Source organism: Peristeroidobacter agariperforans (assembly GCF_004138335.1).
Taxonomy (GTDB): Bacteria; Pseudomonadota; Gammaproteobacteria; order Steroidobacterales; family Steroidobacteraceae; genus Steroidobacter; species Steroidobacter agariperforans.
In genome coordinates this window covers 192,119-216,921 of the sequence record NZ_RYFW01000005.1, presented here as the reverse complement: position 1 = coordinate 216,921, position 24,803 = coordinate 192,119, and the positions used below count along the sequence as shown (strand labels likewise).

General features: G+C 62.9%; 21 protein-coding genes. 8 read left to right on the top strand and 13 right to left on the bottom strand.

Features of this window, described 5'->3' with window-relative positions:
- Positions 1–2: 2 nt before the first annotated feature.
- Positions 3–323: a hypothetical protein gene (locus EK373_RS28735; RefSeq protein ID WP_129648349.1), complete on the bottom strand. Its 321-nt coding sequence runs from the start codon at positions 321–323 to the stop codon at positions 3–5.
- Between the two features lie 185 nt (positions 324–508).
- On the opposite strand from EK373_RS28735, the gene EK373_RS28730 reads away from it, so the two are divergent.
- Positions 509–1,381 (top strand): GFA family protein, encoded by an 873-nt coding sequence (locus tag EK373_RS28730; protein WP_129648347.1) that lies wholly within the window; start codon positions 509–511, stop codon positions 1,379–1,381.
- Here EK373_RS28730 and creD read toward each other — a convergent pair.
- Complete coding sequence (gene creD / locus EK373_RS28725) at positions 1,338–2,690, bottom strand: cell envelope integrity protein CreD (RefSeq protein WP_129648345.1); 1,353 nt, start codon at positions 2,688–2,690, stop codon at positions 1,338–1,340. The two genes, EK373_RS28730 and creD, sit on opposite strands and share 44 nt — an antisense overlap.
- A 211-nt stretch (positions 2,691–2,901) precedes the next feature.
- On the opposite strand from creD, the gene msrP reads away from it, so the two are divergent.
- Complete coding sequence (msrP, locus tag EK373_RS28720) at positions 2,902–3,867, top strand: protein-methionine-sulfoxide reductase catalytic subunit MsrP (RefSeq protein WP_129648343.1); 966 nt, start codon at positions 2,902–2,904, stop codon at positions 3,865–3,867.
- A gap of 15 nt (positions 3,868–3,882) precedes the next feature.
- On the top strand, positions 3,883–4,515 hold the full coding sequence (locus EK373_RS28715; RefSeq protein WP_129648341.1) for a protein-methionine-sulfoxide reductase heme-binding subunit MsrQ: 633 nt from the start codon (positions 3,883–3,885) through the stop codon (positions 4,513–4,515).
- Between the two features lie 20 nt (positions 4,516–4,535).
- Here the strand turns inward: EK373_RS28715 and EK373_RS28710 are convergent, their stop codons facing one another.
- The 3 genes from EK373_RS28710 to EK373_RS28700 all read right to left on the bottom strand — a co-directional run bounded on the left by EK373_RS28710 (position 4,536) and on the right by EK373_RS28700 (position 9,660).
- On the bottom strand, positions 4,536–5,840 hold the full coding sequence (locus EK373_RS28710) for an MFS transporter (protein WP_157994587.1): 1,305 nt from the start codon (positions 5,838–5,840) through the stop codon (positions 4,536–4,538).
- A complete protein-coding gene (locus tag EK373_RS28705) occupies positions 5,837–7,393 on the bottom strand; it encodes a serine hydrolase domain-containing protein (RefSeq protein ID WP_157994586.1) in 1,557 nt (518 codons plus the stop codon). Before EK373_RS28705 ends, EK373_RS28710 begins: the two co-directional genes overlap by 4 nt.
- 65 nt (positions 7,394–7,458) lie before the next feature.
- Positions 7,459–9,660: a TonB-dependent receptor gene (locus EK373_RS28700; RefSeq protein ID WP_129648334.1), complete on the bottom strand. Its 2,202-nt coding sequence runs from the start codon at positions 9,658–9,660 to the stop codon at positions 7,459–7,461.
- A gap of 116 nt (positions 9,661–9,776) precedes the next feature.
- Between EK373_RS28700 and EK373_RS28695 the strand changes: the two genes are divergently transcribed.
- Positions 9,777–10,370, top strand: a complete 594-nt coding sequence (locus tag EK373_RS28695) for a TetR/AcrR family transcriptional regulator (RefSeq protein ID WP_129648330.1) — start codon at positions 9,777–9,779, stop codon at positions 10,368–10,370.
- Positions 10,371–10,483: 113 nt separating this feature from the next.
- On the opposite strand, the gene kynA is transcribed toward EK373_RS28695, so the two are convergent.
- From kynA to EK373_RS28680, 3 genes are all read right to left on the bottom strand, one after another.
- A complete protein-coding gene (gene kynA / locus EK373_RS28690; RefSeq protein ID WP_129648328.1) occupies positions 10,484–11,341 on the bottom strand; it encodes a tryptophan 2,3-dioxygenase in 858 nt (285 codons plus the stop codon).
- Positions 11,342–11,438: 97 nt separating this feature from the next.
- A complete protein-coding gene (locus EK373_RS28685; protein ID WP_129648326.1) occupies positions 11,439–12,173 on the bottom strand; it encodes a M48 family metallopeptidase in 735 nt (244 codons plus the stop codon).
- 23 nt (positions 12,174–12,196) lie between these two features.
- Complete coding sequence (locus EK373_RS28680) at positions 12,197–12,970, bottom strand: tetratricopeptide repeat protein (protein ID WP_129648324.1); 774 nt, start codon at positions 12,968–12,970, stop codon at positions 12,197–12,199.
- A gap of 28 nt (positions 12,971–12,998) precedes the next feature.
- On the opposite strand from EK373_RS28680, the gene EK373_RS28675 reads away from it, so the two are divergent.
- Positions 12,999–13,835, top strand: a complete 837-nt coding sequence (locus tag EK373_RS28675; RefSeq protein WP_129648323.1) for a TatD family hydrolase — start codon at positions 12,999–13,001, stop codon at positions 13,833–13,835.
- A 25-nt stretch (positions 13,836–13,860) separates the two neighbouring features.
- A complete protein-coding gene (locus tag EK373_RS28670; protein ID WP_129648321.1) occupies positions 13,861–15,285 on the top strand; it encodes a M20 family metallopeptidase in 1,425 nt (474 codons plus the stop codon).
- 10 nt (positions 15,286–15,295) lie between these two features.
- On the opposite strand, the gene EK373_RS28665 is transcribed toward EK373_RS28670, so the two are convergent.
- The 5 genes from EK373_RS28665 to EK373_RS28645 all read right to left on the bottom strand — a co-directional run bounded on the left by EK373_RS28665 (position 15,296) and on the right by EK373_RS28645 (position 22,150).
- Positions 15,296–15,877 (bottom strand): NERD domain-containing protein, encoded by a 582-nt coding sequence (locus EK373_RS28665; RefSeq protein WP_129648319.1) that lies wholly within the window; start codon positions 15,875–15,877, stop codon positions 15,296–15,298.
- Positions 15,878–15,882: 5 nt separating this feature from the next.
- Complete coding sequence (gene thrC, locus EK373_RS28660; RefSeq protein WP_129648317.1) at positions 15,883–17,184, bottom strand: threonine synthase; 1,302 nt, start codon at positions 17,182–17,184, stop codon at positions 15,883–15,885.
- Between the two features lie 45 nt (positions 17,185–17,229).
- Positions 17,230–18,162, bottom strand: coding sequence for a homoserine kinase (locus EK373_RS28655; protein ID WP_129648315.1), 933 nt, complete (start codon positions 18,160–18,162; stop codon positions 17,230–17,232).
- Positions 18,159–20,675, bottom strand: coding sequence for a bifunctional aspartate kinase/homoserine dehydrogenase I (thrA, locus tag EK373_RS28650; protein WP_198683722.1), 2,517 nt, complete (start codon positions 20,673–20,675; stop codon positions 18,159–18,161). The genes EK373_RS28655 and thrA overlap by 4 nt, the downstream gene beginning before the upstream one ends.
- Positions 20,676–20,836: 161 nt before the next feature.
- A complete protein-coding gene (locus EK373_RS28645; protein WP_129648313.1) occupies positions 20,837–22,150 on the bottom strand; it encodes an AAA family ATPase in 1,314 nt (437 codons plus the stop codon).
- A gap of 178 nt (positions 22,151–22,328) precedes the next feature.
- Here EK373_RS28645 and EK373_RS28640 point away from each other — a divergent pair, with 178 nt between their 5' ends.
- Together EK373_RS28640 and EK373_RS28635 are read left to right on the top strand one after the other, a co-directional pair.
- Positions 22,329–23,843 (top strand): CoA-acylating methylmalonate-semialdehyde dehydrogenase, encoded by a 1,515-nt coding sequence (locus EK373_RS28640; RefSeq protein WP_129648311.1) that lies wholly within the window; start codon positions 22,329–22,331, stop codon positions 23,841–23,843.
- 3 nt (positions 23,844–23,846) lie between these two features.
- Entirely contained in the window at positions 23,847–24,785 is a 939-nt protein-coding gene (locus tag EK373_RS28635; RefSeq protein WP_129648309.1) for an NAD(P)-dependent oxidoreductase, read from the top strand.
- Positions 24,786–24,803: the final 18 nt, after the last annotated feature.

The window sequence follows — 24,803 nt, the reverse complement described above, 5'->3', positions numbered from 1 at the left end:
AATCAATAACTCGGCTTCGGCTTTTTCTTGAACGGCTTGCGCGGCGTCGGATGACGCTGCAAACGAATCGGCAGCTGCGGCTCTTCCGGCTCGTCCTCCACCGACCATTTCTCCTTGAACATCTGCATCGCCTCGCTCTGCACGGACGCGTGACGGTTCGAGAGCATCAGCGATGAGGGCGAACAGACGCGCGCACGGATCAATCCCAGGTCGGCGGCCGCATCGAACAGACTCGGATACCAGCTGCGCCACGTGGGCAGCAGGTCTTCCACCTGCTCTCGCAGGCTGCGGCGGTCTGAAGTTGCGGTTACGGTATCGGTCACAACGGCCCTTTTACCACAAAGGTTTTTCGAAAAACGACGCCCGGACGACGCCGAGGCGCGATTCGTGTGAATTGCGGATGACCGCCGGATTACGCTGGAGTCGGGCGGCGACGATTTGCTATCGTCGTTGACCCTCGCGATATCGATCAGCAAAGATCAGTACACCTTCAGGGAGCATTCCGAGCATGTCACCGAATCAAGCTGCGCCTCAGTTGCACGGCAGTTGTCTATGCGGGGCGGTCACCTACCAGATCGGCGGGCCGTTCAACATGATGGTGCACTGTCATTGCTCCATGTGCCGCAAGCACCATGGCGCCGCCTTCGCCACCTTTGTCGGGGCGCCGCTCATGAGCTTCAAGTGGTTGAGCGGAGAGGACCAGATCTCGAGTTATGCGTCCTCGGAAAAAGGCCGACGCAACTCCTGCAAGCACTGCGGATCGGTCACGCCTTTGTTGCTCGAGGAAATGGATCTGGCGCTGGTGCCGGCCGGCAACCTCGATGGCGATCCGGGCATTCGCCCGCAAGTTCACGTCTTCGTGGGCTCCAAGGCGCCCTGGTACAAGATCACCGACGACTTGCCTCAGCACGAGGAGTTTCCGCCGGAGTTTGGCGTGGGCGGCGTCGAGCGGCCCGTGGTCGAGCCGCGCGAGGGCGTGGCGCTGGGCAGCTGTCTGTGCGGCAGCATCGCTTACGAGATCAAGGGCGCGCCCTTGAGAAGCGCGAACTGTCATTGCTCCCGGTGTCGTCGTGGTCGCAGTGCCGCTCATGCCTCGAATGCGTTCTACAAACTCGACGATTTCCGCTTCACGCGCCAGGACGCCGAGATCCGGGATTACAAGGTGCCGGACGCAAGATTCTTTGGCGTGTCCTTCTGCGCGAAGTGCGGAAGCACCGTGCCCCGTGTTTCCAAGGAGCGCGGCGCGGTGGTCGTAGCGCTCGGGCCGCTGGACACCGATCCAGGCGTCCAGCCGGCCATGCACATTTACGTCGGCAACAAAGCGTGCTGGTTCGAGATCACTGATACGACTCCTCAGTTCGAGACGGCTCCTCCGGTCTGAGGCGATACCAGTCGACGCGGCGCGTGGCCAGCATCACCGCGGCCAGCGCCGCGAACAGAATGATCGAGCCGAGCAGCAGGCTGTAATTCTCGGACAGCACGAGCATATACAGCAGCCCATAGACGAGGCTCATCGCGCCGCCTGCGATCACGCCTCCCCATGCGCTGCGCAGCGCGCCGGCGAGATACAACCCAATCAACAGCACGAGCGCGGTGGCGGACGTGACATACGCGAGGGCGAATGCGATGTGCTCCGACAATGCGATCAGCAGCAAATAAAACATACTGAGCGCAAGTCCCACGAGCAGATACTGCAACGGGTGCAGACGATTACGCGTCACCTGCTCCCACGCGAAGAATGTCAGGAACGTGAGCGCGATGAACAGCACGGCGTATTTCACCGCCCGCTCGCCGCGTTGATAGATATCCACCGGTTGAAACAAGCTGACGCCGACGGCCGATCTGCTCAGCAGCTCTTCGGTCACAGTGCCTTCGCGCCAGATCTCACCGTACGTGCGATTGAGCTCCAGCACCTGCCAGCGCGCCTGAAACCCTGTGTCGCTGATGTTGCGCTCCACTGGCAGCGATGAGCCTTGAAACGAAGGGTGCGGCCAATCCGCGTTCACCCTCACCGAGGTGACGCTGCCGAGCGGCAGGATCGACACGGCCCGACTGCCTGCGATCACGGCGTCGAAGTCGAACGTCGTGCCCGCCGTCTGGTGCAACTCGCTCAAGTCGACCCAGGCCTCGATGCCTTGGAACATCCCGGGCGCCGCCGGACCGAGCTTGACCTGCTGCCCGGCGAAGCTCGCCTGCTTGATCTCGCGCAGGCTGCCCACTGTGTTCAACGGCAGGCGCAGCCGGCTTTGCGACCACAGGAATCTGACCCCGGAATCCAGGGCGAGCTCCGGCATGAGCGTCTGGAAGGTCGTGAAGTCGAACTCTCCCCGCAGCCGCACTGTCGACAGATAGACTGGCACTGCGTATATGCCCGCATAGCGGGGCTCTGGATCGAGCTTCACGTCCAGGTCGGCGTTGAGCTTGGCCGGCAGCAGATACACATCGCTGCGAATCAGGGACTCTTTGCCGTCCATCCTGACGGTCTGCTCGGTCGGCACGATCAGCATCGGGCCGCCGACGGTCAACTCGCCGCCCCAGCCTTCGGCGACCCTTTGATAGGCCTGCTCGCGCAGTCCCGCGCGCTCGGTGACGACACCTTTCAGCATGGTCAGCGGTATCAGCAGTAACAACACGATCACGCCGATCAACACCGCCTTGAACGTGACCGACCCCGACTCCACGATTCTCATCTCACGCCTCTCCCTTAAGGTTGCTTCAGTGCTTACACTGGGGGCAGCGTGACCAGGCAGGCGGGCAAATCGCCGACGCAATTCGGACGAATTGTGGAAGCTTTCACCGCGGTTACGGCCTCAATCCAATGTAATGGCCGGCGCGAAACTCCGGTCTGGTACCAAGAGTCTTAGATTTCATGGGCCGGCGCTGCCGGCCGCGAGGAAGCTCATGCTCATCCGACGTCCCCGCCCCGGCGATAGCGCCGCGATTCTTCCCTCCGAGATCACGTCGGAGTCCGCGTATTTGAACCGCCGCAAACTGCTGCAGGCGGCCTTGGCAGCAGGTGTTGCGGGCATAGGCGCCGGGTGGGTCAGCGAGGCCGGCGCGGTCTCCGATCTCAACGTCAAGCGCAATGCCAGGTACAGCCTGAGCGATGAGCCCAATAGTTACGAAGACATCACGACCTACAACAACTTCTACGAGTTCGGCCTCGACAAGAGCGATCCTTCGGAGAACTCGAGCCGCTTCAAGCCCGCACCGTGGACAGTCGCCGTCAGCGGCGAGGCCGAGAACACTGGCGAGTTCGCGCTGGAGGACATTCTCAAGGGTCAGGCGATCGAGGAGCGCGTGTACCGCCTGCGATGCGTGGAGGCGTGGTCGATGGTCATTCCGTGGGCCGGCATCCCGCTCGCTGACGTGCTGAAGAAGTTCAAGCCCACTTCCAAGGCGAAGTACGTCGCCTTCAAGACGGTGCTGCGACCCGAGGAGATGCCGGGCCAGCGCTCGAGGTCGCTCGACTGGCCGTATGTCGAAGGCCTGCGTATCGACGAGGCGATGCACCCCTTGTCGTTGCTCGCCGTCGGCCTATATGGCAAGACCCTGCCGAATCAGAACGGCGCACCGCTGCGTCTGATCACGCCGTGGAAGTATGGTTTCAAAGGCATCAAGTCGATCGTCGAGATCCGCTTCACCGAGAAGCAGCCGCCGACCACCTGGAACATCTCGGCGCCGCACGAGTACGGCTTCTACGCCAACGTCAATCCCAACGTCGATCATCCGCGCTGGAGCCAGGCCCGCGAACGAAAGATCGGCGCCGGTATCTTTGGCTCGCGAGTGCCGACGTTGATGTTCAACGGCTACGAGAAGGAAGTGGCGTCGCTGTACAAAGGCATGGACCTGAAGAAGTTCTACTGAGCGTCGCTTGCCTCGATGCCTTCAACCGTCGTCATCCGTCGCGTCATCAAGCCCGCCCTCTTCGTTGCGTGCGCGCTGCCCCTGCTCTCGGTGGTGCTCGCCGCGTTTGGCATCGGCGGCGCCTCGCTTGGCGCAAATCCGGTGGAAAGGATTCAGGATACTTTCGGCCAGTGGGGATTGCGCTTCCTGTGCATCACGCTCGCGGTGACGCCCGTGCGGGACTGGCTCAACATGCCGTGGCTCGTGCAGCTACGCCGCATGCTAGGGCTGTATGCGTTCTTCTACGTGCTGATGCACTTCCTCACCTGGCTGATTCTCGATCAAGGCTTCTACTGGTCGGGCATCCTCAAGGACATCGGCGAGCGACCGTTCATCACGATCGGCTTTACCGCGCTGCTGTTACTCGTACCGCTCGCGATCACCTCGACGAACAAGATGATGAGACGGCTGGGCAAGCGCTGGAAAGCGCTGCATCGGCTGATCTATCCGATTTGCCTGCTCGCGGTGTGGCACTACTACTGGCAGGTGAAGGCGGATACGACCGAGCCGCTGATCTATCTCGCCATCGTGCTGGTGTTGCTCGGATGGCGAGCCTGGAAGACGCGCTCTGGACGCGCTTCGGTCGTGGCGGCTCGCGAGCCGTCTTGAAGAGCGTCCCGCAACCATCGCTAGACCCTGCTTAGCGCAGGTGCGGCGTCACTCGAAGCGGAGCGCATAGATATATAAAAGAAAAGTGCCGCGCAAAGAGCAGCAGGTGCGCTCACGGCCGTCACCGCCGTTCCTAGCTGCGTTTCACCGCCCAATGCGCTACTCACGAAGCCAACCAGTGTGGGCGAGAGGGTGGCGCCAAACATGCCCGTTGCGAGCACATTTGCGCCGAGCGCCAATCCGCGAATCTCGTTCGGAACGTTGAGCGTAATCGCCACGACGGATACCGTCGCAATGATGACGCTGAACAGAAGCACCAGTGCCAGCAGCACCGCCAGCGTTGCCACGCCAGACACGATCGCATACATGGTCAAAGGCACGATGGCGAACGCTGCCACGAGCGCAGGTACGAGCACGCCTGCGCGCCCTGCTCGCTTGCGTCCCAACTCAGCCAATTGTCCTCCCGCAAGAGCACCGAGGATGCCGGTGCCAAGCACGATGGCGCTCAACCAACCCGCGAAGGCTCCCGGGCTCAGTCCGTGATTGCGAATCAGCAAAGGCGCTGACCAGACGTGCGCCGCCTGGAAAACCACCGTGGCGCCGATGGTGGCGATGAGCAGCGGCACAAGGAAACTCTTGTGTTCGCTGAGTGCTTGCATGGCGGCTTTGAAAGACAATGAGTCGGATGCACGCTCCTGACGAGCAGGCTCGCGTAACGACAGCAGAAAGATGAGCAGCAATGCGCCAATCGCACCTGCCGAGACATACAGCACGCGCCACGGTGCAAGTCCGTCGAGAGCGTCGGGCTGGCTTGCGACCTGGCGAGTGAGCCAGTCAAATGCGATGCCGCCGAACAGGATGCCGAAGGCCTGGCCCGTCGCCTGACCCATGGCAAAGACGCTCGTCATGACGGCGCGCCGCTGCGCTGGAAACAGGTCGGCGATCAATGACAACGCGGCCGGAATCAGCAACGCAGCAACCACGCCCAAGAAAACTCTGCAGATCACCAGCACAGTGAAACTTCGCGCCAGACCTGTACCTACGATAGCGAAGGTCCACAGCACCAAGCCGAATGTCATCAGGCGCACACGGGAATAGCGATCAATCATTCGGCCCATCGGGATCGAGGCGATACCGAACGCAAGCCCGAAGGCGCTTCCCTGCAACAGTCCGATGTCAATGTCAGTAAGCGCCATCTCCTGCTTCATGGGCTCGATGAGCAGCGCCGTCAGTGTCAGATCCATGGTCGCGACAAAGCCGAGGCACGCCAGCACAATGATGGCGCGGCGCGCGGCTGTCGCCTCCGGGAAGCCTTGCGCGCTCACTGCGCACGCTCGAAGTGAAGACGGATGGTGCGCCCGGTCGTGAACTCGAATCCACCCCTGCTCACCTCGAGCGTTCCTCCGAGCGGCATCAGCGACGCTGAGGCCGCTTGCCACAACCCGGGTCCGATGCAATCGAGCTGGTACTCAGCGCGCCCGGAGTCACAGCGCAATCGCATGCGCGTCCGCCCGTTCGCTTGCACGAACACGGAAGCAGTCAACCCCGCAGCACTCGAGTATTCACCCACGATACTGTCGTATGACGCCGGCGGTTCGACGCGCTCCAATCGGTCGGCTCGTCCAAACTCGGTGATATTCAGTGCTTGAACCGGGGCCTCGCTGGCAAACACGGGACGGATGATCAAGTCGGACGGCAGGATCGGTACCGAGATCGCTGCGCCTTCACTGCGCAGCGCGGGCAACGTCATACCGCTAATGACGACGGCCTGTCGGCCTTCATCGCCGACCAGGCGCAGCACCCGGCCAGTACGTTGCGAATAGAACGTTCCGGTCACGGGCTCGGCGGGAACGTCCTGAGGCGCAGGCGGCAGGCCAGGCAGGCATCGGTCGGCGATCGCATCGACCAGTCGATACATGTCCACCGCCATGCTCCCGTTCGTCATCACGATGATGTCGAGTTCATGATCGATGAACTTGATCATCTGGCTGGAGCCCCCAACCACTCCACCTGCGTGATGGACGGTGCGCTGCCCTCGATGCTTGCTCATGACCAATCCCAACCCGTAGCCATGCGTAGTGAGCGCAGTGCGCATCGCTGCCCACGTGGCTGCGGAACCCACAAGGGGCGCAGACATATGTCGGAGCCACTTCAGCATGTCATCGACTGTGGAAACGATACCGCCCTCGCCTTTGATGGCCGGCCCGAAAATGCCTCGCATGTAGCCACCGCCGGGTTTCGCGATGTGCAGCGTGGCGCTGTTCGAGAGCAGATCCGTATCGAGCTCACGAAGCACGGTGTCGTGCATCCCCACTGCATCGAAGACGTGCTCTTTCAAGTACGCGCCGAACGGTTGTCCGCTCAAGCGCTCGACGATCTCCGAGAGCAGCACATAGCCGCCGTTGTTGTAATTCCAGTCGGTTCCCGGTGCGAAGTTCACGCTATCGAGCGCACTGAGCATGCGCAGCTGAAAGCCCGAGGGGACCGGGACTCCCGGGCCATGCGAGTGGAATACGAGATCGAGGCTGTCGCGCATCCCGCTGGTGTGACTCATGAGCTGCTCGATCGTCATCGCATCGGCCCACGCCGGCAGCTCTGGCAAATATTTTCTCGGAGAGTCGTGGATCGACAAGCGGCCTCGCTCGACCAGTAGCATCACCGCAAGCACGCAGAAATGTTTGCTGGTCGAACCGATCCGCATCCGAATGCCAGGCGACAACGCCACGGGCAGTTCAACGTTCGCCATGCCGAACCCACGGCGATATCGAGGGATCCCGTTCAGGGCAATGCCCACGGCGAAGCCGGGACTGTCGGTGCGATCGTAGGGGACAAAGAGCTCGTCGAGCGCGGCGGCATCGACGATTGCACAGGAACTCATGACATTACTCCGGTGGGATCGGCCTCGCCCGCGTCGCCGGCGCTGCCGATCCATATCTGATGGTGTTAGAAGCGAGCGATCGCGGAGATGCCCACAGTTCGCGGTTGAACCAGCGTGACGTGCGCAGGGCCGCCGAAGGCGGAAAGGAACGTCTCTGCCGACACCTGGCCGCGTCGGTCGAGCACGTTACGGACATAGAGATTCAGGTCAATCGAATCGATCGTGATCCCGGAGCGCAAATCCAAGACCGCGTACGAAGGCAACCGGTACTGCGGAAATCCGATGCTGCCGTTGAAGGAAGCCGTTCGATCATCAACGTATCGCAACGTGGCGCCAGCGGTCGGTTGCCATCCCGTCTCAGAAGGGCTGCGATAATCCACGCTGAGCGCGGCGGTGAGCTTCGGCACGTTCGGCAATCGCTCGCCTGCCGCCGCACCCAACTCAACGCTGGGATCGATGAGCCGCGCGCGCTGATAGGCAAATGCACCGGTCGCGGTAATGCTTGCGCCCGCGCGGCCCGTGAGTGTCAGCTCACCACCATCGATCCGCGCCCGCCCCGCATTGTCGATGATGGAAACGCCGCCGGCGGCCGAAGAGACTTGGACATCGCTCCAATCGATCCGATAAGCCGCCGCATCGATCGCAAAAACTCGATCCGCGCTGTTCGCCTTCAGGCCGATCTCGTAGCTATCGAGGGTGTCCGCCTCGAACGTCCCGTCATTGAGCGGTGTGCCCGTGCCCGGATCGAGGACCACGAAATTGGGCCCACCGGGTCGGTAGCCCGTCGCATAGCGCACGTAGGCACTTGCGTTCGGACTGATTTCATATCGGGCATTGGCGAGATAGGTAGTCACATCGTCCGTGGACGAGGTCTCAGGCGTCGAGCCCACGAGCAAGCCCGAAGCGTCCTGTTCGAAGCGCTGGCGATTTTCGGCATAGCGCAATCCACCGGATATCGAAAAGCGCGAGCCGAGTTGAATGGTGACGTTGCCGAAGCCGGCAATCTCTTCGTACCTGCTGGGGATGGAAACCGTGGCCAGATGCAACGGGAAGACTGCACCGCTTGGATCGTATTCCTCGCTGAGTTGCCCGTTGCCGCTTTTCTCATCGGTGTAGAACGCACCGACCAACCATTGCACGGGCGCCTCGCCCTCGGAGCCGAGCCGGATCTCCTGGGTGAACTTGTCCACCGAGCGGTCTTGGTTGATCGCAACCCTACCAAGTTCGAGCCCCAACGCGCCGAGCGCCGGCACATACACGGCCGATGCGTCCTGCCGGAAGCTGACATCCGAAGTTTGATAACTCGTGATCGAGGTGAGTGTTGCAACGTCTGCCTCGTAAGCCACCGTGCCGCTCGCGAGCCGAAAATGCTGATCGAACGGCTCTGCAAACAAACGTCGTTGCTCGAACTCGCCGCCGATGCGCTCGCCCGACAAAGAGAAATCGACGACGGGTGTGCCGTCCCGATGAATGTTCTGCGCAAATCCGACCAAGCGGACCGTCAACGCGTCGGAGGCTGCGACGAGCATATCGAGCCTGCCGCCATAGACGCGCGAGCGGCCGACGCCGTCATCGTCCATGCTGACGTTCTCGACGTAGCCGTCTTCGTAAGCGTAGAAGCCGTTCGCGCGCAATGCCGCCTTGCCGGCCGCAAAGGGGGCGTTGAGGGTTGCACCGCCGTCATAGTTCACCCCGCCGTGCTTGGTCGTCGAGACGCCGGCACGCACTTCGCTCTGATATTCGGTGCGGTCCGGCGCGGTGCTGACGTACTTGAGCAGGCCGCCCATCGTGCTGGCGCCATAAAGCGTGCCTTGCGGCCCACGCAAGACCTCGATGCGCTCGAGGTCCGTGATGCCCACGTCGAGTGCGAGCGAGGACGCGTTCGAAAACGCACTGCTCGACCCATAAGGCACATCATCGACATATACGCCCACGGTCGGACCGATATCGTGCCCTGCGGTGACCCCGCGCAATGTCAACTGGGACTGTCCAACGCCAGCGGAGGTATACGAGAGCGCCGGGACCGTGTTCGCAAAATCCCGAAGCTGTCGGACGTTCAGATCGTCGAGCGCGTCCGCCGTCAGCACAGTCACGGACAGCGGCGTTTCGATGAGGCGCTCCTGCCGCTTCTGGGCGGTGACCAGGATTTCCTCCAGAACGAATTGATCCTGCTCAGAATTTTCCGTCGAAACTTGAGCCAACGTGGTGGCAGGCAGCGCGCCAGCCATAGCGAGAACCGCTCCGAACACCCCTGTCGTCGTCGTCATTGCCGGCCGCTCCCGTGTGTTATAATAAGAAAACACACGTTCGTTTTTTTTCTATCTGTTGTCAAGCGCCGCCTGAGCGAAGGCGATTTGGTACAACAGTCGGGGGAGGTACAGGCATGCCAAAGCGCGACGCCGCGCATATGGGAGCGCAGCAGGAAAGAATCGTCCGGGCCGCCATCGAGTGCATCGCTGAAAAAGGCATCGAGCGCTCGTCGGTCTCGGACATTTGTGAGAAGGCGCAGCTCAGCGCCGGGGCGCTCTACGTCCACTTCTCCAACAAAGATGAAATCATCCTTGCCGCTCTTCGCTACGGAACCATGACCGAGGCCTCCCTTCCGGATACCTGGCTGGAGTTCAAGACGATGGCTTCCTCGGTCGGCGAGCAACTCGGTTTCGATATCACGACGGTGGTCCGCCTGCGCTTGAACTTGCACGCCGAGAGTGCTCGGCCGGGCAAGCTGCACGATGTCTACAAGCCGTTTCTGGAAACCTCGATTCGACTGCTCGCCGATCGCCTGCAGCTCTTTGCGGATCGCGGTGAAATCGCTCTGCGCATGGATGCACGACAAACCGCGTTGAGCATCTCCGCTTTTATCGACGGAATGCTTTGGAACGCCCTTGCCACGGATCGATCGCTTGAAGAAACCCGCGCGGCGCTCGCGGCAGGATTGGAAATGTTCGTCACTCGCCCTTCGACCGCAGCGGGTTGATTGCGCGATCGACGCGATTAGGGCATCGCCAAGCATGCGAGGAAAGCCCGATGCTGGCGGCGCCCGAGTGTCAGGGTGTTTAGGAATTCACTAAGGGCGGCGCTGCCCCGCCCTCACATCGACGTGCGAATCGTCCACAGCTCCGGGAAGAACCGCAGCTCGAGCGCCTTGTTCAAATACGACACGCCGCCGGTGCCACCTGTGCCGCGCTTGTATCCGATGATGCGCTCCACCGTCTTCATGTGACTGAAACGCCAGAGCTGGAATTTGTGGTCCAGGTCGACGAGCTTCTCGGCGAGGTCATACAGGTCCCAGTTGTCCTCGACGCTGTGATAAACCGCCAGCCAGGCCGCCGCGACCTGCTTGCTCGGCTGATACGGCTGCGACCAATCGCGATCCAGATATTCCGCGGGGATCTCGAACCCGCGCCGGCTCAATAGCCGCAATGTTTCATCGTAGATGCTCGGGCTCTGCAGCGCCCGCTGCATATCCTCATACGCTTTCGGATCGCGACGATGGACTTCGATAGTATCGGCGTTCTTGTTGCCGATGATGAACTCGAGCATTCGGTACTGCACTGACTGGAAGCCCGAGGAGCGGCCGAGCTGATTGCGAAACAACGAGTATTCCGCCGGCGTCATGGTCGCGAGCACATCCCACGACTGCACCAGCTGCTGCTGAATCTTCGACACACGCGCCAGCATCTTGAACGAGGGACCCAAGTCATCGCGGCGTATGTGCTCACGCGCGGCCGTGAGCTCGTGCAGGCACAGCTTCATCCACAGCTCCGAGGCCTGGTGGATGATGATGAACAGCATCTCATCGTGCTCGAAGGAGACCGGGCGTTGCGCGGAGAGAATCTGGTTCAAGGCCAGGTATTCGCCATAACTTTGCGATTCGCCGAGGTCCCAGTGGACCTGTTCATCGGAGAAGTCGACGGGACGGCGCGTGGGCGTGTCGGAACTGGACATGTTGCAAGGAAAAGTGGCAGATGAACGGCAGGGTCTGCGCGGCAGGCGGCCGTGTCAACCCCGCCCCGTCTCGGTATACCTACAAAGCCCGCCGGGGCTATTCGAACATCCAGGCCGGCACCGATTGCCAGCCTTTCAGCAGCTCGCGATCCAGGCGGCGATAGTCCGGCTCGTGGTGCTCGACCAGCGCCCAGAATCGCGGCGAATGATTCATGTGGCGCGTGTGACAAAGCTCGTGCACGAACAAGTAACGCACCACCGCCGGATCGAGAAACATCAGGCAGACATTGAGGCTGATCGTGCCGGTGGCCGAGCAGCTGCCCCAGCGCGTGCGCTGACGGCGAATTTGTATACGACTGAAACTCAATCCGAGCTCGCGCGCGACGACTTTGAGCTGCGAGCCGAGCTCATCGTAGGCCAAGTCGGACAGCCACTGGCGTAACGCCGTGGCGATCGCCGCCTCGTCATGGATCGGGCCGAAAATTCGCAGCACGCCATCGTCGAACAACTGTGGCCGAATGGAGGTCGAGCGGGTGTGCTGGTAGTCGACTTTGAAACTGCGCCCGATCGCCGGCACCTGAATCTCGCTCGGCGGGCCCGCGGTCATCGGTGCTCCGACCGCGCTCAAATCTTCGACCCGACGAGCGATCCATTGGCTGTGTGTGCCGACGAATCGTTGCACCGTGACGGGTGGTACGCCCGGCGGCACGACGACCTCGACGCGGCCGCCCGGATACACACGCACCGACATGCGACGCGCACGACGACTGACGCGCACGGTCCAGCGCTCGGAAGAGTCTCGTGACTCGAACAGCTGCAATTGTGCGGACATGAATCGGGTCGACAGTAACGAACTCAGCGAGGGCGATTGGCCGCGGACTGCAACAGCTTTTGCGCCTGTCGGTAGTCTGGCGCAAGCACCAGCGCTCTTTCCAGCACATCGCGCGCCGCGACCATCTCGCCGCGCTTCAAGTAACTTTCACCCAGTCGCGTCAGCGCCTCGGCATGACCCCAATCGGGTTTGCCAGGCTGCGAGGGCGGCGCGGCCTCGAACTTGGCGACGACGGCGCGCCAGCGCTCGATCGCCGCAGGGTCGCCTTCAGCATCCGGCGCGCACAAGGCATTGATGAACAGGACGCGCGGATTCTCGGCGCCGAGCGTCAATGCGGTGCGCATGGATTTACTACGCATGCACGAGGCCGAGCCGTGTTTCATCGAGCCGGGCTCGTACGTGTCACACGCAGCCTCGATGGCATAGATCTCGGCCATGCGCGAATCCTTCTCGATGGCATCGCGTGCATGCTGAACGCAGCTCTTGGCCGCTTTGCTGGAGCTCGATCTGGTGGCGGTCCCGGCACGCTCGTCCTGCGGCTCGCCCAAGAGTTGCGCGAGCTTCCACTGTCCGTAAGCGAGCTGATATGACTTCATCGCGGCGAGGCTCGCATCGACTTCGAAGCTGTCGAGCTCGGCGACCATTTCTTCGAGCGCGCGAGTGTCGCCGGTGAAGAAGGAAAATTGCAGGCGGGCGACCAGGTCGTCGAATTCGGCGGTCGAGCCGGTGGTTGCGGACACGGTTCCCGCCAGCAACACCGGCAGCAGTAACCGAGCGACCCATGCACTACAATTCATGGCTCCGAAGATAACACAGACGTTGCAAATGACGGTTGATCCGGCTCGCTTTTCCGCCACTTCGTCCGCCCCCGCGCTGCTGGACATCGGCATCAATCTGGCGCACGACAGCTTCGATCAGGATCGCGATGCGGTCGTCCAGCGCGCCAGCCAGGTGGGCGTGACGCGCATGCTGATCACGGGCAGCTCGCTCGCCAGCACGCACACCGCCATCGCTCTGGTGCAAAAGCATCCCGAGCAGATGCGCTGTACCGCAGGCGTTCATCCGCATCACGCGGTGGACCTGGATTCAGCTCAGTTGCAAGCATTCAACGAGTTGGCGCGACGGCCCGAAGTGGTCGCGGTCGGCGAATGCGGCCTCGATTACTTTCGCAACTTCTCACCGCACGAGGCGCAGATCGCGGCGTTCGAAGCGCAACTGCAGCTGGCGGCGCAGGTCCGCAAGCCGGTTTTTCTGCATCAACGCGATGCTCACGAAGATTTCATGAGGGTCATGGGCAAGCACCGCGCGCAACTGACGGGCGGCGTCGCGCATTGCTTCACGGCGGGTCTCGATGAAGCGCGCGCGTATCTCGATCTCGACCTGTACATCGGCATCACGGGCTGGATTTGCGATGAGCGTCGTGGGCATCACTTGCGCGAAGTGGTCCGGCACATTCCCGCCGATCGTCTGCTGATCGAAACCGATGCGCCGTACCTGTTGCCGCGTGATCTGCAGCCCAAGCCGCACAGCCGTCGCAATGAGCCCATGTATCTTCCGCATGTTTTGGCGACGATTGCCGAGGCCCGCGGCGAGCGTTACGAAGCGCTGGCCGAGATCACGACCGAGAATGCGTTACGCTTGTTCGACTGGCACACGGCCTGAGCCGCTTGAAACAGGATTGAGAGCTATGAACACCGAGCAACTGATGCGCTACGTCGGCGACGTCTGGGACAAATCCATCGTGCCGGCGCTGTGCGAGTACATCCGCATTCCCAACAAGTCGCCGCATTTCGACAAGGAGTGGGAAAAACACGGTCACATGGACGCGGCCGCGGAGCTGATGCGTCAGTGGTGCGAAGCCAATGCCCTGCCCGGCATGAAAACCGAAATCGTGCGCCTGCCCGGGCGCACGCCGCTGCTGTTCATCGACGTACCGGCGACCGGCGATGAGAACGGCAAGGATTGCGTGCTCATGTACGGTCACATGGACAAACAGCCGGAGTTCACCGGTTGGTCCGAAGGACTCGCGCCGTGGACGCCCGTGATTCGCAACGGTCGTTTGTATGGTCGCGGTGGCGCCGATGACGGCTACGCGGTGTTCGGCTCGTTGCTCGCATTGAAAGCGCTCGCGGAACAGAAAATTCCACATGCGCGCTGCGTGATCCTCATCGAGGGCAGCGAAGAAAGCGGCAGCCCCGACCTGCCTGCGTATGTCGACGCGCTGGCCGATCGTATCGGCGACCCCTCACTCGTCGTTTGTTTGGATGCCGAGTGCGGCAACTACGATCAGTTCTGGTGCACGACGTCCCTGCGCGGCAATCTCACGGGCACCTTGCGAGTCGACGTGCTGCGCGAGGGCGTGCATTCGGGCATGGCGAGCGGCATCGCAGCCTCGAGCATGCGCATCGCCCGGCAGGTGCTCGATCGGGTCGAGGACTCAGCCACGGGCCGGATCAAGCTCGATGCGTTGTACGCGAAGATTCCGGAGGATCGCGTGCAGCAGGCGCAAGCGGCGGCGAAAGCGCTCGGCACAGAGGTGTATCGCAAACTGCCGATGGTCGAAGGCATGCAGCCGATGGACAAGGATCCCGCCGAGCTGCTGTTGAACAGCACCTGGCGGCCCACGCTCTCCACCACCGGCGTCGACGGCATTCCGAGCTTGCCGGATGCAGGCAACGTGCTGCGGCCCTATACGGCGTTCAAGCTGTCGTTCCGCATTCCGCCTGGGGTTGATCCCGAGCGGGCCGGCGCGGCGCTCAAAGAAACGCTGGAGAAGGATCCGCCGTATGGCGCGAAGGTTCGTTACGAGGCTGATCCGGGCGCCGAAGGCTGGAACGCGCCCTCCACTGCGCCGTGGCTGGCGGCGTCGATCTCATCGGCCTCGAAGAGTTTCTTCGGCGGCAAAGAGGCGATGTACATGGGCATCGGCGGCACGATCCCGTTCATGGGCATGCTGAACGTGAAGTTCCCGAAGACGCAGTTCCTGGTCACCGGCGTGCTCGGCCCGCAGTCGAACGCGCACGGACCGAATGAGTTTCTGGATATCGAAACGGGAAAGAAGGTAACAGCCTGCGTCGCGCAGGTCGTGGCGGATCATTACAGAAGGGCGTGACGCGCCCTTCTCACGAGATGGGATTGGCCTCGGCGTGACGCTTCACGTTCGCCCAAACGTCGCCGAACGCCGCCGTGATGTTTCCTCGGGCCTTGTCGACTGGCGGGAAATCATCCGTCAGGTCATCGATCCGTAACACGTTGCGCGGCTTGCCCTTCGGGAAGTCGCTCTTCACGGTGAACAGCAGGCGGCCTTCCACCGGCACCTCGCCCGTCAGCAGCCGGACCGCCGCCATCCGGTCATACAGCGCGTGCTGAGGGTTGGCGAAGGTGTAGCGCTGCTTCTTGCCGATCGCCGTCCACTCCAGCATCTGATCGCCGCCGAAGATCGCGCCGGGGCGATCCAGCAGGTCCGCCACCAGCAGGCCGCGCTGGGTCAGCAGCAGGTAGTGCACGTGGATCTGCCCGCCGTTGCCGTTCGGGATCAGCACGTTTTTCAACATCTCGTAGGCGACGTTGGCGATCGCCGCGTCGATTTCCTTGCGGTATCGATAAGCGCGAACCAACAGGTATATCCAGACGACGAGCGCTACCGCGGCCGCGACGATCGCGGCGGGAATCGCCCAGAACGGAATCTGCTCGGGAAGCTGCATGCGTGTTATGGATGTTGCAACTGCGTCCGTAACGCCGACAGGGACGGTTCGAGTTCCTGCTCCTGGCGAGGCAATGACAGCAATTTCGCTAGCGCCGGCGGCACGGGCACCTCCTGCCCGGTCTGCGGCTCGACGATGTCATTGAACTTTGCCGGATGCGCGGTCGACACGATTACCCAATGGCCTCGCGCGCCCCGCGACAACATGCGCCGATAGACCTTCGCCGCCGTCGCGGTGTGCGGACACCAGATGCGATTGAGCTCGTGCGAGTCACGCCGCAAGGTGCCCCGGATCTCGATGTCATCGACGCTGGAGGCGCCCAGCTGGCCCTGCAGCTCATCGAATTCGGGGTGCAGCGAGCGCAGCCGCTCCATATTGCTCGGATTGCCGACATCCATCGCCGAGGCGAGGGTCGCGACGCTGGCCCGGGGCTGCCATTCGCCCGAGCGCAGGAAATCGGTGATGGTTTGATTGGCATTGGTCGCAAGCACGATCTCCCCGATCGGCAAACCGACGTGTCGCGCCCACACGCAAGCCATGGCATTGCCGAGGTTGCCCGTAGGAATGATGTAGTTCGGCCGGCGCCCCAACTGGCGCCACAGCTCCAGGCTCGACTTGGCGTAGTACACCATCTGCGGCAGCAGGCGGCCGACGTTGATGCTGTTCGCGGACGAGAGCTGATGCGATTCCTTCAGCGCCGGATCGAGGAACGCCTCCTTCACCATGCGCTGGCACTCATCGAAAGTGCCGTTCACGGAGAAAGTGCGCACGTTGCCGCCCCAGCAGGCCAGCTGCTGCGCCTGGCGCTCGGACACGAGCCCCTTTGGATACAGCACGACCACATCGACCCACGGCTTGCCGTGGAACGCCGCCGCGACCGCGCCTCCCGTATCCCCGGAGGTTGCGACCAGGATGGTGAGCTTCTTGGGCTCGTTGCGACGGATGCGCTCCATGGTCGCGGCCAGGAAGCGCGCGCCAAAATCCTTGAACGCGCAGGTCGGGCCGTGGAACAGCTCGAGCACCGACGCCGGCTGCGGCGCCTGATCGAGCGTCACCAGCGGCGTTGGGAAGTTGAATGCTTCGCGGCAGATCGCGCCGAGCTCGCCCGCGAGCGCATCGCCCTCGAAGAACGGCGCGAGCAGGCGCTCGCCGATCTCGGGCATCTCGTTGAGGCCGTCGAACTGGCGCGTGTTGAAGTGAGGGAACTCGCCGGGAACATACAAGCCGCCATCCGGCGCGATGCCACGGGCGATGGCTTCGCTCAGCGAAGCCCGAAGTGAGGAATCTCTGGTGCTTATGTAGTGCATGGAACGGAAAGGAAGATCGTTGTGTGTCCGCTGCTTTCTGTTCCGTTAGTCCACTACTCTCGCACCCACGGCGTCGAGCGTGGAAATCCACGCATCGCATTCCATCTTCACGGTGGCAAAGCCGGCCACCATCGCGTCGCGGACGCGTTCGGCGTGCTGCTGCTCGCACCAGGCAAAGATCGTCGGACCGGCGCCGGAGATGGAGCAGCCCAGCGCGCCGTTGCTCATGGCGCCCTGCTTCACCGCCTGGAAGCCCGGAATCAAAACCTGTCGCTGCGGCTCGATGATCACGTCCTCGAGCGACTCACGAATCAACTGCAGGTCGCCGGTGAAACAGCCGGTGATGAACCCGGAGATGTTGGCGGTCTGCCAGATCACATCCGACAGCGAGACGGTTTTGCTCAGGATCGAGCGCGCCTCGCGCGTGTTCAGAACCATGTGCGGATGGACCAGCACGCAGCGCACCGTCGGCGGCACCGGAATCTGTTTGACGTTCGGATTGTCGATACCCACTGTCAGCACCAGTCCGCCGAACAAGGACGGCGCGATGTTGTCGACGTGGCGCGAGCCGCTTGCCACCTGCTCACCTTTCAACGCGAACTTCAGCTGCTCCAGCAGCGTAAGCGGCTTGGGCAGCAGCGCATTCGCCGCCACGACACCCGCGACCGCCGAGGCCGCGGAGCCCCCCAGGCCCGAGCCGAGCGGAATGCCCTTCTCGATCGTGAGCTCGAAGCCGAAATCCAGTTGCAGGTCTCGGACCATGCTCAAGACCGCCATGCCGGCGGTGTTCTTTTCGGCGTCGCGCGGCAAATCCACCGTCGTTCCAGTGATCGCGCTGATCGTGACGCCGGGCGTTGCAACGCGACGTGCGGTCACGCGATCGCCGATCGACTGAAAGCTGTGGCCGAGCACATCGAAGCCGACCGCGACGTTGCCGATGCTCGCGGGCGCGAAGGCCGTTGCCAATTGCCTGCTCAAAGCCGTGCTCCAAGGTATGCGCACACGCGCAACAGATCGCCGAACACACCGCCCGCGGTCACCTCGGGACCGGCGCCCGGGCCCTGCACCACCAGCGGGTTCTGGTTGTAGCGCGACGTGAGGAAGCGCACGACATTGTCGGTCAGGTTGATGTTCGCGAACGTGTGCGAGCGTTCCAACTCGACCAGGCCCACCGAGGCCTTGCCGGTGGCGGCATCCAAGGATCCCACGTAACGCAGCACGCGATCGCGGCCACGGGCGGCCTTCAGGCGCTCGGCCATCGGCGCATCGAACTCGGGCAGACGATCGAGGAACTCTTGCGGCGAGCACTTGGTGAGCGCCGCGGGCACCAGACCTTCGAGCTGCACGTCGCCCAGCTCCAGACGCAGCCCCATCTCGCGACCGAGGATGATGAGCTTGCGGGCGAAGTCGAGCCCCGACAGGTCATCGCGCGGATCGGGCTCCGTGTAACCCTTCGCCTTCGCGGTGCGTACCACCGAGGAGAACGGCTCGGAGCCGTCCCACACGTTGAACAGATACGCGAGCGTGCCGGAGAGAATGCCTTCGATGCGCCAGATCTGATCGCCAGTGTCGCGCAGATCACGCAGCGTCTGGATCACGGGCAGGCCCGCGCCGACGGTCGCTTCATACAAGTAGTGCGCATTGCCCTGACGACGCGCCTCGTGCAGCCGCGCGTACAACTCGAGCTCCGAGCTGTTCGCCTTTTTGTTCGGCGTCACGATATGGATGCCGCTGGCGAGCCACGCCGGATAGCGCGCGGCGACTTCGGAGCTGGAAGAACAATCGATGATGATCGCGTGCGGCAGATGATCGGCGCGCACGTGCTCCGCGAAGCGCGTCAGGTCCGCCTCCTCGCTCTTCGACTTGAACGCATCGCGCCAGCCGGCGAGCGGTACTTCGGCGTCCGACAGATGCATGCGCTTGGAACTCATGATGCCGCGCACGCGCAGATCCAGCTTCAGATCGCGCGATAGACGCTCGACCTGCGAAGCCATCTGATCGAGCAGCACACCGCCGACGGTGCCCGGACCAATCAGGCCGATCGATACCGTATGGGGGGAGAGATAGAAGCTCGAGTGCACCGAGCGCAGCGCTCGCGATGAGTGTTTGCCGTCGATCACGGCCGAAATGTTTCTTTCCGAAGCGCCCTGCGCGATCGCGCGCACGCTCACGCCCGCCGAACCGAGCGCGCCGAACACTTTGGCGGCAACGCCGTGCGAGCCGGCCATGCCATCGCCGACGACGGCGAGGATGCTACAACCGACGTCGACTTCGACGCTTTGAATCTGCCCTTCGCGCAGCTCCCGGTCGAACGCCTGGCGCACGACGGCTTCTGCCCGCGCCGCCTCACCTTGCGGGATCGCGAAGCAGATGGAATGTTCCGAGCTGCCCTGGGAGATCAGGATCACGGAGATGCCGTGGTCACGCAGCGCGCCGAACAGGCGATGCGCGGTACCCGGCACGCCGATCATGCCGGCGCCTTCCAGGTTCACCAGCGCGATCTTGTCGATGCACGTGATGCCCTTCACCGCGATCTGCGAGGTGGGCTTCTCGCAAATCAGCGAGCCGGCCTTCTCGGGCGCGAAGGTGTTGCGAATCCAGATCGGAATATTTTTGCTGACCGCCGGCGCCATGGTCTGCGGGTGGATCACCTTGGCGCCGAAGTACGCAAGCTCCATCGCTTCGTTATACGAGAGCGAGTCGATGACCTTGGCATCGGGCACGAGGCGCGGATCAGCGCTGAGCACACCATCGACGTCCGTCCAGATGTGAATTTCTTCGGCGTTGAGCAGCGCGCCGAAGATGGATCCGGAGAAGTCGCTGCCGTTACGACCGAGGGTCGTCTGCAAACCGTTCGGATCGCGCGCGACGAAGCCGGTGATGATCAGTGTCGCAGGCTCGGACGGCGTGATGCGGTCCATGTTCGCCTGAGAAATATCCCAGCGGACGGCGGGACCGAGTGGGCCCCACTCGACCGAGACGACATCGCGCGCATCGACCCAGTGCACGTTGCCAGGACGGCGGCCGCGATGACGCAGATAGGCGCTGAACAGACGAGTCGACCAGATCTCGCCGTAACCTGCGATGAGATCGCGAACGGTCTGCGACGCCGAGCGGATCAGCTGGACGGTCTGCAGAATGCCGGCGATGTCGCGGCAATCCTGTTCGAGCTTCGCCATGTACTCGACACGCGCGCCGTCGGGCAGCAACGTGTCGGCAATGACTTGATGACGATGGCGCAGCTGTTCGATGCGCTCGGCCAGTGTCGTTTCCTGCTTCTCGGCGGCAATGACCAGGTTCAGCAGACCGTCGGTCACGCCGCGGCACGCCGAAAGAACCACACCCAGCCGCGGATGCGGATCCTGTTCGAGGATCCGAGCCACGCGCTCCATGCAAGCCGCATCGGCGACGCTCGAGCCGCCGAATTTATGTACGCGCCAGCGCTCCACTTGTCTGATCTCTTCTAGCTTGAGGATGCCAATCCCGCGCACGCACACCCTCCCGTCTGCCTGACCGGCACAGGATCAGTGGACTGGAGGGGACTGCGTTTGGGAGGGCGACACTCTACTGACAGCTGCAAGATGGCGCAAGCTGCCGTCTGGCCGGCATTTTTTAGCGCAGCTGTGCCCTGAAGATTGCGCCCGGTGACGCCTTAAGCCGACGGCTCCCCACGGCCGAAAGCCAGCAGGGTGCTGGCCTCCTCCTCGCCGGCAGCGGCTGGAAAGCCCGGCCGGGCAAAGCACAGCGTCTCCGTCGGGTCGAGCTGCGCATTGTTGGCTTGTTCGTTGATATACATGACCCGTGCGGGTCCGACCTGAATGAGGTCGCGGTGCCGCAGCGCGCGTCGGACGATTCGCCGGGAGTTCACCAGCAGGCCGTTCGTGCTGCCGAGGTCGAGCAACAGATCCCGGTTTCCGTCGCGCACGATGAGCGCGTGGTAGCGACTAATGAACACCGAGTCGATGCGCAGGTCGGCTTCTTCGCCGCGGCCGACCAGCACGCGGTCGGAATTCAGCGACACCTCGCGCTCCGGCTCGCCCTGCACGGTGACTACCAGCTTCGCCTGACTCGGGCTCGACGCGAGCGCCGCGACTTGTTCGAGCACCGTGCTTTCCCTCCGCAGCCGGCGACGCAGCCAGCCCAGATCCTCGATGGCCTTGTCCAGCGCCGAATGCGTGACCTGCCCCGCTCCTTCCTCGCGCGCATGAACCAGCGCCCGTTGGCACAGCTTATTAATGTTGGCGGGGATGCCGAGACTGCACGCATGGATCTGAGGCAGCAGCGTGTACGGCATCAACGCGTCGGGATTCGGCGCACCGGCGGCGCGCAGGCGATGCGCCACATAGGCCGCCGTCTGATCCTCGGTGAAGGGATTGAGCGAGAACCGGGACACCGTGCCCTGGACCAGCTCGGCCATGCGCGGCGATTCGAGCACCAGATTGAGCGCGGGCTGCCCCAGCAACAGAATTTTCAGGACCCGCATGCCTTCGTGCTCGACGGCCGCGAGACAGCGCAGCTCCTCCAGCACCAAGGGATGCATGCTTTGCGCGTTCTCGACGATGAGCAGACACAGCCGGCCGGCGTTGGCCTGGTGCGCGAGATAGCGCTCGAGCAGCCGGCGACGCTCCGTCTTGTCATCGTCGGGGAGCGAGAATCCGAATTGGCGCAGGATCTCCAGCAGGAATTCGCGCGGGCCGATGTGCTCGCGCTGGACCGTGGCGACGTTCACGCGCTCGTCCAGATCCTGCAGCAACCGCTTGATCAGCAGGCTCTTGCCACAGCCGTTGTCCGCGGTGACGACGCCGAGCCGCGCCTTGGTCCACAGCGAATGCCCCATGAACTCCAGCGCGCGCAGGTGCTGGTCGCTCGGAAAGAAGAAGCTTTCGTCCGAAGTATCGGTGAAAGGCTCGGCGCTCAGGCCGAAACCGGTGGAAAGGGGCAGAACGGCGACGTCGGATGCGGTCATGAATCGGCTTGGATGGGTCCGTAACTCGCTGACTTAGTTAAGGTTGGAAGCGACGCACATCCCTCGCGCCGGATCGGACAATAATCCCTGCGCCCTTGTAGTACAAGCGATCCTACGGACCGTGTATTGCGGCTCGATTTAAGATGTTCCGCAAACTCCAGTTTCAGAGGTTGTTGTCGTGAGCGCCGCCCTGCAATCCCCGTCCGAAATCCATCATGTCATCGGTGGTCGCGCGGTCGTCGCGACCTCGGGTCGCGCAAACGACGTCTTCAACCCGGCCACCGGACAGGTCGTGGGTCGCGTGCACCTGGCGAGCGCGCAGGATGTGAACACTGCCATCACTGCCGCGAAGGCCGCGTTCCCGGGCTGGGCCGAGACCGCCCCGCTCCGCCGTGCGCGCATCCTCTTCAAGTTCAAAGAGCTGCTCGAGCACAACCAGGACGCGCTCGCCGCCGCGATCACCCGCGAGCACGGCAAGGTGCTCTCCGATGCGCGCGGGGAAGTCACTCGCGGCATCGAGGTGGTCGAGTTCGCCTGTGGCATTCCGCACCTGCTGACGGGCAAGCACTCCGACAACATTGGCGGCGGCATCGATAATTGGAATCTGCGCCAGCCGCTCGGCGTCGTTGCCGGCATCACGCCCTTCAACTTTCCGATCATGGTGCCCATGTGGATGTATCCGGTGGCGCTCGCGTGCGGCAACACGTTCGTGCTCAAGCCCTCGGAGCGCGATCCGTCGCCGAGCCTCATGGTGGCTGACTTGTTACGCGAGGCCGGCTTACCGGACGGTGTATTCAACGTCGTGCAGGGAGACAAGGTCGCGGTCGATGCCCTGCTCGCTCATCCCGATGTCGCGGCGATTTCGTTCGTCGGCTCGACCCCGATCGCGCAATACATCTATACGGAGGGCGCAAAGCACGGCAAACGCGTGCAGGCGCTCGGCGGCGCGAAGAATCATCTGGTCGTGATGCCCGACGCCAATCTCGATCAAGCCGTCGACGCGCTGGTCGGTGCAGCCTATGGCTCCGCCGGCGAGCGATGCATGGCGATCTCCGTGGCCGTTGCCGTGGGCGAGGTTGCCGACAAGCTCGTGAGTGAGCTCGCCAGGCGGGCGCAGACGCTGCAGATCGGCAGCGGCATGGAGGCGAACAGCGAAATGGGCCCGCTCGTGACCGCCGCCCATCGCGAGAAAGTGGAAGGCTATATTGCGCAGGGCGAGCAGGAAGGCGCGAAGCTCATCGTCGATGGCCGCACGCACAAGGTGCGCGCGAGCAGCCCTGGCTTCTTCACCGGCGCCTCGTTGTTCGATCATGTCACCTCGGGCATGAAGATCTATCAGGAAGAAATCTTCGGCCCGGTGCTCTCGGTCGTGCGCGTGCCGGATCTGGCAGCGGCCGTGAATCTCATCAATCAGCACGAATTCGCCAACGGCGCGGCGTGCTTTACCTCGGATGGCAATGCCGCGCGCACCTTCTCGCGCCTGGTGCAGGCCGGCATGGTCGGGATCAACGTGCCGATCCCGGTGCCGATGGCCTGGCACTCCTTCGGCGGCTGGAAGCGCTCGCTGTTCGGCGATCATCATTCCTACGGTGAAGAAGGCATCCGCTTCTACACTCGTTACAAAAGCATCATGCAGCGCTGGCCGGATAGCATCGGCAAGGGCGCGGAGTTTTCGATGCCGGTGGCCAAATAAGACATGAAAATCGTCGTCGTTTACGGAAGCGATAAAGGCCAGGCATGGCGCGATGCCATCGCCGCGCAGCTGCGCGATGCGCAGGTCGATCTCTGGCAACCGGGATTTACCCAGCCTGCGGATTACGGCGTCGGCTGGGCGCCGCCGGCCCGCTTCTTCGTGGATCAGCCGCGGCTGCGAGCCTTCCTGCCGACCGGCGCGGGTGTCGAGCACGTGTTGAACAATCCCAGCTTGCCACCCGATCTGCCCGTCGTCCGCGTCGAAGATGCCGGCATGGGCGAACAGATGATCGACTACTGCCGCTTCGAAGTGCTGCGATGGATGCAACGTCGCGACGATTACGCCACTCAGCAAGCGGCGGGCGTTTGGAAACAGTTGCCCGAGTCCTCGCGTGAGGACTGGCCGGTCGGCGTCTTTGGCCTGGGCGTGCTCGGTCGCCAGGTGGCACGCGCGTTCGCCGCCGAGGGCTTTCCGGTCAATGCCTTCTCGCGCTCGAACACCGCGAGCGAGCCGGACGTGCGGTTGTTCACCGAAGCGAACGGCCCGGATCAGTTCCAGGCGTTCATGCGCGCCACCCGCGTGCTAATCATTCTTGCGCCGCTGACACCCGCGACGCAGGACAAGTTCGATCGCAAGACGCTGCAACTGCTGCCCCAAGGCGGCTATGTCATCAACGTGGCTCGCGGCGGGCTGATCGTGGATGAAGGCTTGCTTGACCTGCTCGACCATGGGCATCTGAACGGCGCCGCCTTGGATGTGTTCCGGCAGGAGCCGCTGCCGCCACAGCATCGCTACTGGACGCATCCCAAAGTGCACATGACGCCGCACACGGCAGCCGTCACGCCGATGGGACCGGCCGCCAAGCAGATTGCGCAGAAGATCCGGCAGCTCGCGGCGAATCAAACCGTCACTGGCATCGTCGATCGCATTCGCGGGTACTGACTGCGCGCAATTGGGGAA

Excerpts from the sequence above, each read along its gene's own strand:
- EK373_RS28695 (WP_129648330.1), top strand. The coding sequence starts at position 9,777 with ATGCCAAAGCGCGACGCCGCGCATATGGGAGCGCAGCAGGAAAGAATC.
- EK373_RS28680 (WP_129648324.1), bottom strand. The coding sequence starts at position 12,970 with ATGAATTGTAGTGCATGGGTCGCTCGGTTACTGCTGCCGGTGTTGCTG.
- EK373_RS28685 (WP_129648326.1), bottom strand. The coding sequence starts at position 12,173 with ATGTCCGCACAATTGCAGCTGTTCGAGTCACGAGACTCTTCCGAGCGC.
- EK373_RS28670 (WP_129648321.1), top strand. The coding sequence starts at position 13,861 with ATGAACACCGAGCAACTGATGCGCTACGTCGGCGACGTCTGGGACAAA.
- creD (WP_129648345.1), bottom strand. The coding sequence starts at position 2,690 with ATGAGAATCGTGGAGTCGGGGTCGGTCACGTTCAAGGCGGTGTTGATC.
- EK373_RS28705 (WP_157994586.1), bottom strand. The coding sequence starts at position 7,393 with ATGAGTTCCTGTGCAATCGTCGATGCCGCCGCGCTCGACGAGCTCTTT.
- EK373_RS28665 (WP_129648319.1), bottom strand. The coding sequence starts at position 15,877 with ATGCAGCTTCCCGAGCAGATTCCGTTCTGGGCGATTCCCGCCGCGATC.
- EK373_RS28700 (WP_129648334.1), bottom strand. The coding sequence starts at position 9,660 with ATGACGACGACGACAGGGGTGTTCGGAGCGGTTCTCGCTATGGCTGGC.
- EK373_RS28730 (WP_129648347.1), top strand. The coding sequence starts at position 509 with ATGTCACCGAATCAAGCTGCGCCTCAGTTGCACGGCAGTTGTCTATGC.
- kynA (WP_129648328.1), bottom strand. The coding sequence starts at position 11,341 with ATGTCCAGTTCCGACACGCCCACGCGCCGTCCCGTCGACTTCTCCGAT.
- EK373_RS28635 (WP_129648309.1), top strand. The coding sequence starts at position 23,847 with ATGAAAATCGTCGTCGTTTACGGAAGCGATAAAGGCCAGGCATGGCGC.
- EK373_RS28645 (WP_129648313.1), bottom strand. The coding sequence starts at position 22,150 with ATGACCGCATCCGACGTCGCCGTTCTGCCCCTTTCCACCGGTTTCGGC.
- EK373_RS28675 (WP_129648323.1), top strand. The coding sequence starts at position 12,999 with ATGACGGTTGATCCGGCTCGCTTTTCCGCCACTTCGTCCGCCCCCGCG.
- EK373_RS28715 (WP_129648341.1), top strand. The coding sequence starts at position 3,883 with ATGCCTTCAACCGTCGTCATCCGTCGCGTCATCAAGCCCGCCCTCTTC.
- msrP (WP_129648343.1), top strand. The coding sequence starts at position 2,902 with ATGCTCATCCGACGTCCCCGCCCCGGCGATAGCGCCGCGATTCTTCCC.
- thrC (WP_129648317.1), bottom strand. The coding sequence starts at position 17,184 with ATGCACTACATAAGCACCAGAGATTCCTCACTTCGGGCTTCGCTGAGC.